Genomic DNA, 8751 nt, shown 5'->3' with positions numbered 1-8751 from the left:
TCTTTGATGTGAATAATGCCAATATTACCGTAAACGCTTCTTCAGGAACAGATACGGTTGCTCCTACAGCTCCTACCCTGACAGCTTCAGGGACCACTTCCACCAGCACCAACCTTTCATGGAGCGGCGCTACAGATAACGTAGGCGTTACAGGGTATGATGTTTATCAAGGTACTTCATTAATCGGTTCTACGGCTTCTACTTCTTATACGGTAACAAGCTTAACCCCTTCAACTACTTATACTTTCACCGTTAAAGCCAAAGATGCTGCAGGAAATATTTCCGCTTCAAGCAATTCAGTAAGCGTTATCACACTTGCGGGAACTACAGTTACTTATTGCTCTGCTGCTGCAACCAATACATCGGATGAGAGAATCGGTAATGTGAAATTCGGAACTATCAACAATTCTTCTACAGGAACAGCCGGATATGAAGACTTTACTTCAGTGTCTGCCAATGTAACAAGAGGTACAGCTTACACGATTTCTATAACTCCTACATGGACTTCCACTAAGTATAGTGAAGCATACTCTGTTTATATCGATTATAATAAAGACGGTGACTTTACAGACAGTGGAGAATTGGCATGGACTAAAGCCGGATCTACAACAACTCCTGTAACAGGAAGCATTACAATTCCTGCAACAGCTACTCTAGGCACGACAAGAATGAGAGTGATGATGAAATACAGCAGCGCTCCAACTTCATCTTGTGGAACATATACTTACGGTCAGGTTGAAGATTACACATTAAATATTGCTTCAACAGGAAAAGGAACAGACGTATCTGATACCAGAGATTTAATCACTGATATTAAACTATATCCTAACCCGGCTAGAGATGTTCTTCACATTTCAAATACAATTGCTGAAGAGTACAAGATTTTTGATATGGGTGGAAAACTAATTAGCTCAGGAAAACTTGAAAGAGGATCTGTAAACGTAAGCAACCTGATCAAAGGGGCTTATATGATCAAGATAGGTGAAAGCACAAAACGATTTATTAAAAATTAATCATTTCTAAAATTAAACTATGTAAGGCCGCCTGTAATGGGCGGTCTTTTTTATGAATAATGGGCAATAAGTAATCTGTAATGATTGAGTCTAATACTTTTACCTGAAAATCATGAGTACATTTTACCCGGTACATTGTATAAAATTTATCATCAATCATTATATTTGCCTAAATAAAAATTTCATGGATAAAATTGACAGCCTGAACCAAGTAGCAGAATTCCATACTACTTTTAAAGCCCCTATTTTAGATACCCCACAAATCCCATCCCAGGAAAGATGTAACCTGAGAGTAGAACTTTTACAGGAAGAATTAAACGAGTTAAAAAAAGCGATTGAAGATAAGGATATCGTGGAAATAGCCGATGCACTTTGTGACCTTCAGTATGTTTTGAGCGGTGCGGTGCTCGAATTCGGGCTTGGCAACAAATTTGTAGAGCTATTCAATGAAGTTCAGCGTTCCAATATGTCTAAAGCTTGCGATAATGAAGAGCAGGCTAAAGAAACGGTTGAGTTTTATAAAGAAAAAGAAGTAGAATCGTTTTACGAAAAGTCCGGGGAAAAGTATAATGTGTACAGACAGGCCGATCACAAGGTTTTGAAAAACAAATACTACTCTCCTGCCGATTTAAAAGCAATTATTGAAAAATAGTATGAGAAAATTTATTACGAATATTGTTGTCATTTCCAGCTTAGCTTTAACCGCTCAGCAGTTCAATGCACAAAAAGTGGTGGTCAACCGCGAAGTTGAAACCCAGAATGATGGTAAAATGCTTTTGGGACACCAACTGAAAGAACAGTTTTTGAAAGCTCCTTACGCAGATTGGTATGTAAAAGAGCATAATGAATATACTTTGGACCAAAAAGCAATAGATCAGCTTAAAAAAGATAAAATCAATTCGTATAATCTTATTGTATTTATGGGAACCTGGTGTGAAGACAGCCACAGGGATTTTCCAAGATTAATGAGGATTCTGGAAGAATTAAAATATCCGGACAGCAAACTGACCATTATCGCGGTTAATCGTAAAAAAGAATCCCCTACAGGTGATGAAGGGCGTTACAATATCCAGAAAGTTCCTACGATCATTGTTGAAAAATACGGAAAGGAAATCGGAAGAATCATTGAAATGCCTACAACGGGATATATTGAAAGGGATTTGGTGGAGATCTTGAAGAAGGATGATCAATCTGTAATCAAAGAAATATTTAACAAATAGATTTGAGAAATTATAAGATAATACTTTCATTTATAGCAGGAGTTCTTGTGATGCTACTCCTGTTTTTTGGTCTTAAATCCTGTTTCAATCTTGGTGGTAAAACGGAGAAGTCAGATTATTATATTCTGACCAACCAGATCTCCAAGATGAATAAGATGGTGGTTCTGGAGCAAAATATTTCCAGTATGCAAAAGACCAAAATGAGCTATGAGTTTTTTGGTAGTGAAATGACCAGCAACAGCATTATTACCTATACCAAAACCAATGCCCAGGTTTCTTATGATCTTAATAAAATGAAGATGGAAGTGGATTCTGTTAATAAAAAACTGATCATTACGGAATTACCTGATGCGGATATAAGAATTACTCCAAGCGTGGAAATCCAATCTTTGGATGACTCCTTTTTCAATAGAGTTTCCGAAAAAGACATTAAAAATGTAACTCAGAAAGCTAAAGAGACCGCTATAAAATCTATTGACCAGAATAAGCTGAGAAACGAAGGACGTCAACAGTTAATGGAAAATCTTAATCATATTTTCGTTTTGGCAAAGGCTTTGAATTATACCATAGAAGATAAAACCGGCAAGCTCGGTATTTTAGGACTCTAAAAATGTAAAGCTATGGACTCAAAAGAAAATTCAAAAAAGAAAGAACCTGCCAATAACGCAGAGACTAAAAAACAAAATCAGGACTTTCCCAATATTCCCGCGTCCTCTAAAAAGACCAATCCTCCGGACATTGACAAAGAAGACGTTCAGAAACCGTCCAAAAACAAATCCGGAAAAACAGATAATACTGAAGAATAAAATAAAAATCCATCTTTCATTAAGATGGATTTTATTGTTAAAAAGAAACAATGGTGAACTTTGCTTCGCTTTAATTTTTTTATGGACTTTAAAAATTAATGATTGATTTGCGAAGCAAAATTCATCATTGTTCTAAACTATCGTTGACTTTCCTATCTTTACATTTTCAAAATTGTAATAAGATTTCTCGGAATATTTGATGTAATCAGCAATGAAGCTTCCTACTTCACTGGTTGAATAATGCTGATCCGCATGAAGATCAATAGTTACGTATTTATTTTCAATAGCGTGTTCTACAGCTTCTCTTAATTTATTGGCAGCGTGGCCCAAATGAAGATAATCCAGCATCATGGCTGTACTTAAAATAGAAGCAACCGGATTGGCGATTCCTTTTCCTTTTGCCTGCGGATATGAACCATGGATGGGCTCAAATAAAGCATTGTTTTCCCCAATGGAAGCGGAAGGCAGTAAACCTATAGAACCTCCTATTACACTGGCTTCATCAGAAATAATATCACCAAACATATTTTCAGTAACGATCACGTCAAATTGCTTTGGATTAAGGATCAGCTGCATGGCTGCATTATCTACAAACATGAATTCAAGGGCAACATCCGGATATTCTGCTGCAATTTCTTTGCAGATTTTTCTCCACAATCTTGAAGTATCCAAGACATTTGCTTTGTCAATCAGCGTTAATTTTTTCCTGCGTTTCTGCGCTTCCTGAAAAGCCATGTGAACAATGGGAATAATCTCATCTCTGGTATACTTACAGTTATCATAGGCATATTGCCCTTCTTCATCAGTAAATTTCTCACCAAAATAAATTCCGCTCACCAATTCCCTGAAAATCTGAATATCCGTTCCTTCAATAATTTCTCTTTTCAATGGGCTTTTTTCAATCAAGGAAGGATAGGTTTTCAAAGGTCTGATATTGGCAAAAAGACCCAGTTCTTTACGTAGTTTTAGCAACCCTTGTTCAGGCCTTACCTTTGCATCAGGATTATTGTCGAAAGCAGGATCGCCGATAGCTCCGAAAAGTACGGCATCCGATTCTTTGCAGACAGCTAACGTTTCATCAGGTAAAGGATTTCCGGTTTTATAAATCGCTTCTGCTCCCATCAATCCATAGCTGAACTCAAACTTATAACCAAAACATTCAGCGATGGCGTCTAAAATTTTAATACTTTCATGAATTACTTCCGGCCCGATTCCGTCTCCGGGAAGCACTGCTATTTTAAAATGATTTTTGTTCATATGCTTTTTGTGTTTTTAGTTCAAATTCTTGTATGGCCTGTTTTTTACTGATTAAAAAATCGATATCGTCATAACCATTTATCAGGCATATTTTCTTGTAGGAATCAAGCTCAAAACTTTCGGTTTTTCCACCAAAGCTGATGGTCTGCTGTTCCACATCCACTATGATTTCATTTTCAGGATTGTCCATAATACCCTTCAGGATCTCTTTTAAAAATTCTTCGGAGACTTTTACAGGCAACAATCCGTTGTTTAAAGCGTTACCCTTAAAAATATCAGCGAAGAAGCTTGAAACAACTACCCTGAAGCCATAATCCGTCAAAGACCATGCCGCGTGTTCCCTACTGCTTCCACATCCGAAATTGTTCCCGGCCACCAGAATTTCTCCGGCATATTTGGTGTTGTTTAAAACAAAATCAGGATTCGGTTCATTGGTGTGAACGTTATATCTCCAATCTCTGAAAAGATGGTTTCCAAACCCTTTTTTATCAATACTTTTTAGAAACCTTGCCGGAATAATCTGATCCGTATCTATATTTTCAACCGGCAAAGGAATAGCACGGGATTTTATGATGTTTAACTTTTGCATTCTCTAGAAATATGATTAATATGAATGGTGAATTTTATTTCGTAAGTCAATGGTGAATTATGTACTCGATAAAAATTAACATTTGACCATTGATTATTCACTTTTTAGTTTTCAGATACTGAAATTTTTCCTTCAATGGCAACTTTTGCGGCCGTTAACGGACTTGCAAGGATTGTTCTTGCCCCTTGTCCCTGTCTTCCTTCAAAATTCCTGTTGGAAGTGGATACACAATATTCTCCATCGGGAATTTTATCACCGTTCATTGCCAGGCAAGCCGAACAACCCGGCTGTCTGATCTGAAAGCCCGCATCATGGAAAATAGTATTCAGTCCTTCTTCATAAATCTGTTTTACTACCTGTTGAGAACCGGGAACAATCAAGGCATGAACGTGTGCCGATTTTCTTTTCCCTTTAATATATTGAGCTGCAGAACGGAAGTCTTCAATTCTGGCATTGGTACAGCTTCCTATAAATACATAATTGACCGGAATATCAGAAAGAGCCTGGCCTGCTTTCAAGCCCATATATTTCAAGGCTTTTTCTTCAGAATCACTCTGGGGAACCGGAATGTTTTCATGAATGGAAATCCCCATCCCCGGATTGGTTCCATAGGTGATCATTGGAAAAATTTCAGAAGCATCAAAAGAAAATTCTTTATCAAAAACAGCTTCTTCGTCCGTTTTTAAAGACTTCCAGTATTCTAATCTTTCCTCCCATTCCTCTCCTTTTGGAGCATAAGTTCTTCCTTTAACATATTCAAATGTAGTCTCATCCGGAGCGATCATTCCACCTCTGGCTCCCATTTCAATGCTCATATTGCAAACCGTCATTCTTCCTTCCATTGACATTTCTTCAAAAACATTTCCGGCATATTCACAGAAATATCCGGTTCCGCCATCCGTCCCGATTTTGGAAATGATATAAAGGATGACATCTTTAGGTTGAACATTTTTGTTCAACTTTCCGCTAACTGTGATTCTCATGGATTTTGGTTTATTCAGCAGCAAACACTGGCTCGCAAAAACCTGGGCAACCTGGCTTGTACCGATCCCAAAGGCAATGGCTCCGAAAGCACCATGTGTGGAAGTATGGCTGTCTCCGCAAACAATACTCATTCCCGGTTGTGTAATTCCTAATTCCGGAGCAATGATATGAACAATTCCCTGATAAGGATGTCCCAATCCGAAAAGCTCAATATTATTTTTACTGCAATTTTCCGTTAGCTGTTCTACCTGGTTTCTGGAAGATATATCGCGAATAGGTTTATCCTGATCCCAAGTCGGAACATTGTGGTCTGCCGTTGCAACAATCTGTTTCGGCCGGAAAATTTCAAGATTTCTGGATTCCAGTTCGGCAAAAGCCTGTGGGCTGGTTACCTCATGGATGAGATGTTTGTCGATATATATAATTTGCGGTCCGTCCGGAATAGCTTCCACAACATGGGCGTCCCAGACTTTATCAAAAAGAGTTTTTTTATTAGTATTCATTGAGATATCTATTAAATTCTAGCCTATTTTTCTTGTAACCTTTTCGATAATTGCGCTTAAATCATCATTATTCACTTCTTTTTTTATATCAGCGATTTTTAAAAACTCCTGATATAAAAAATCAAGCTCATTTTTGGTCACATCAAAACCAATATGCTTAAACCTGTAAGCTAATGCAGAACGTCCGCTTCTTGCGGTAAGAACAATGGACGAAGCATTGACGCCCACTTCTTCAGGATCTATGATTTCATAAGTTTCCCTGTTTTTTATCACTCCATCCTGATGAATTCCTGAACTATGAGCAAAAGCGTTAGCGCCAACAATTGCCTTATTAGGCTGAACAGGCATTCCCATCAGATCAGACACCAAAACGCTCATAGAGTTGAGCATTTTGGAGTTGATATCGGTATATAGTTGTAAGTGGCTGTGTTGTCTGATAATCATAACAACCTCTTCCAAAGCGGTATTTCCGGCTCTTTCACCAAGTCCGTTAATGGTACACTCAATTTGTCTGGCTCCATTCATAACACCTGAAATTGAGTTTGCAGTGGCTAATCCCAAATCGTTATGACAATGGCATGATAAGATGGCTTTATCAATGCCTGTAACATTCTCTTTTAAATATTTGATTTTCTCTCCGTATTCTTCAGGAAGACAATATCCTGTAGTATCCGGAATATTGAGAACCGTTGCTCCTGCTTTAATAACTGCTTCACAAACTCTGGCTAAGTAATCGTTGTCTGTTCTTCCGGCGTCTTCTGCATAAAACTCCACATCCTCCACATAAGCTTTAGCGTATTTTACCGCCTGAACAGCCCGTTCTATAATGTTTTCCCTATTTGAATTGAATTTATATTTGATATGAGAATCCGAGGTTCCGATTCCTGTATGGATCCTTGGTCTTTTGGCCATTTTCAAGGCTTCAGCAGCCGTATCAATATCTTTTTGATTGGCTCTAGTTAAACCACAAACCTTGGCGTTTCTGATCAGTTTTGAAATTTCAGAAACGGAATGAAAATCTCCCGGGCTCGAAATCGGAAAACCGGCTTCAATAACATCTACACCCAGTTCATCGAGTTTTTCAGCAATGATCAGTTTTTGTTCTGTATTCAGCTTACAACCCGGGACCTGCTCTCCATCTCGCAACGTCGTATCAAAAATTTCAATTTTTTCGGAATTCATAATGAAGTTTTTACTTAATTTTGATTCAAAACTAGAAAGTTGAATTCTTTTTCAGTATTCATTTTCAACGAAAATTACAATATTCAAACTACCGGGAATTTATTTTAACTAATTGATAATAAATTTTTTAAATTTTAAAAATTTACAATGGCAGAATTGCAGAAAGATTTTTTATTTGTATTAATCAAGTCATTAACAACTTCCGAAAAACGGCAATTCAAGCTCTATGTAAATCGTCTTGGAATTAATACAGACGCCAAATTTCTTCTTCTTTTTTCTGAGATGGATAAAATGAAGGAATACGATGAAAGCATTATTCTCAATAAGAAAATCTCAACAAAACAACAGCTATCAAATCTTAAAGCTCATCTTTACAAACACATCCTGGTGAGTTTAAGGATGAATCCAATTCACCAGAATTATAGAATTCAATTAAGAGAACAGCTTGATTTTGCCAACATTTTATATCAAAAAGGATTATATAAACAGGCTTTAAAAATTCTGGATAAAACTAAGCAAACAGCACTGGAATTGGATGAAAAAAACATTGCTTCGGAAATTATTGATTTAGAAAAAGTCATTGAGTCGCAATTTATTACAAGAAGTATTGAAGGACGTGCCGATGAACTGATAGAGCAATCCAGAGAGATCAGTAAACAGAATCATTACGCAACAGAGCTGTCTAATCTTTCGCTAAAATTGTACAGTGAAATGTTGACCCATGGATATGTGAAAAATGATACTGATCGTGAAGAAGTAATGCATATTTTCAATGCACAGATTAAAAACATTAAACCTGAAAGGTTGAATTTCACAGAAAAACTCTGGTATTTTAAAGCTCATGTATGGAAAAACCAGCTTTTGCAGGAATATAAATATACACTGAAGTATGCCTATCAATGGGTAGATTTATTTCATAAGAATCCGGATATGATCATCAGTCATCCTGTATGGTATATCAAAGGGAATACTTACCTGCTGAAAATTCTGTTTCTGTATGGGAATATTGATATTTTGGAGGATAGTTTTGAGAGATTCAATCAAACCGTCAATTCTTCAGGTTTCGCTCAAAATGAAAATACACAATCACTTGTTTTCCTGACCTATTACAATACATTAATGAACATTCACTTTGTGAAAGGTGAATTCTTTTCCGGCTCAAAAATGATCCCTGAAATTGAGCTTAAGATGGAAAGG

10 protein-coding genes are annotated in these 8751 nt (G+C 37.0%); 6 read left to right on the top strand and 4 right to left on the bottom strand.

The window, feature by feature from the left end:
- From ACGHIN_RS15745 to ACGHIN_RS15725, 5 genes are all read left to right on the top strand, one after another.
- On the top strand, positions 1–1013 hold a 1013-nt coding region (locus ACGHIN_RS15745; protein WP_390455647.1), incomplete at its 5' end, for a GEVED domain-containing protein.
- A 184-nt stretch (positions 1014–1197) separates the two neighbouring features.
- Positions 1198–1665 (top strand): pyrophosphohydrolase domain-containing protein, encoded by a 468-nt coding sequence (locus ACGHIN_RS15740; protein ID WP_390455644.1) that lies wholly within the window; start codon positions 1198–1200, stop codon positions 1663–1665.
- 1 nt (position 1666) lies between these two features.
- Entirely contained in the window at positions 1667–2233 is a 567-nt protein-coding gene (locus ACGHIN_RS15735; RefSeq protein WP_390455641.1) for a TlpA family protein disulfide reductase, read from the top strand.
- A 2-nt stretch (positions 2234–2235) separates the two neighbouring features.
- Positions 2236–2841, top strand: a complete 606-nt coding sequence (locus ACGHIN_RS15730; protein WP_390455638.1) for a DUF4230 domain-containing protein — start codon at positions 2236–2238, stop codon at positions 2839–2841.
- 12 nt (positions 2842–2853) lie between these two features.
- Entirely contained in the window at positions 2854–3039 is a 186-nt protein-coding gene (locus tag ACGHIN_RS15725) for a hypothetical protein (RefSeq protein ID WP_390455635.1), read from the top strand.
- A 132-nt stretch (positions 3040–3171) separates the two neighbouring features.
- Here the strand turns inward: ACGHIN_RS15725 and leuB are convergent, their stop codons facing one another.
- The 4 genes from leuB to ACGHIN_RS15705 form a co-directional block, all read right to left on the bottom strand.
- Positions 3172–4296, bottom strand: a complete 1125-nt coding sequence (gene leuB / locus ACGHIN_RS15720; RefSeq protein ID WP_390455632.1) for a 3-isopropylmalate dehydrogenase — start codon at positions 4294–4296, stop codon at positions 3172–3174.
- Entirely contained in the window at positions 4277–4885 is a 609-nt protein-coding gene (gene leuD, locus ACGHIN_RS15715; RefSeq protein ID WP_390455629.1) for a 3-isopropylmalate dehydratase small subunit, read from the bottom strand. The genes leuB and leuD overlap by 20 nt, the downstream gene beginning before the upstream one ends.
- Positions 4886–4989: 104 nt before the next feature.
- Positions 4990–6372, bottom strand: coding sequence for a 3-isopropylmalate dehydratase large subunit (gene leuC, locus ACGHIN_RS15710; RefSeq protein ID WP_390455626.1), 1383 nt, complete (start codon positions 6370–6372; stop codon positions 4990–4992).
- A gap of 18 nt (positions 6373–6390) precedes the next feature.
- Entirely contained in the window at positions 6391–7554 is a 1164-nt protein-coding gene (locus ACGHIN_RS15705) for a 2-isopropylmalate synthase (RefSeq protein WP_390455623.1), read from the bottom strand.
- A 147-nt stretch (positions 7555–7701) separates the two neighbouring features.
- Here ACGHIN_RS15705 and ACGHIN_RS15700 point away from each other — a divergent pair.
- The coding region (locus ACGHIN_RS15700) for a hypothetical protein (RefSeq protein ID WP_390455620.1) at positions 7702–8751 on the top strand (1050 nt) is incomplete at its 3' end.

The sequence above is a fragment of the Chryseobacterium barbadense genome, from assembly GCF_042849955.1.
Taxonomy (GTDB): Bacteria; Bacteroidota; Bacteroidia; order Flavobacteriales; family Weeksellaceae; genus Chryseobacterium.
The sequence above is the reverse complement of the archived record's forward strand: the minus strand, read 5'-3'. Positions and strand labels throughout refer to the sequence as shown.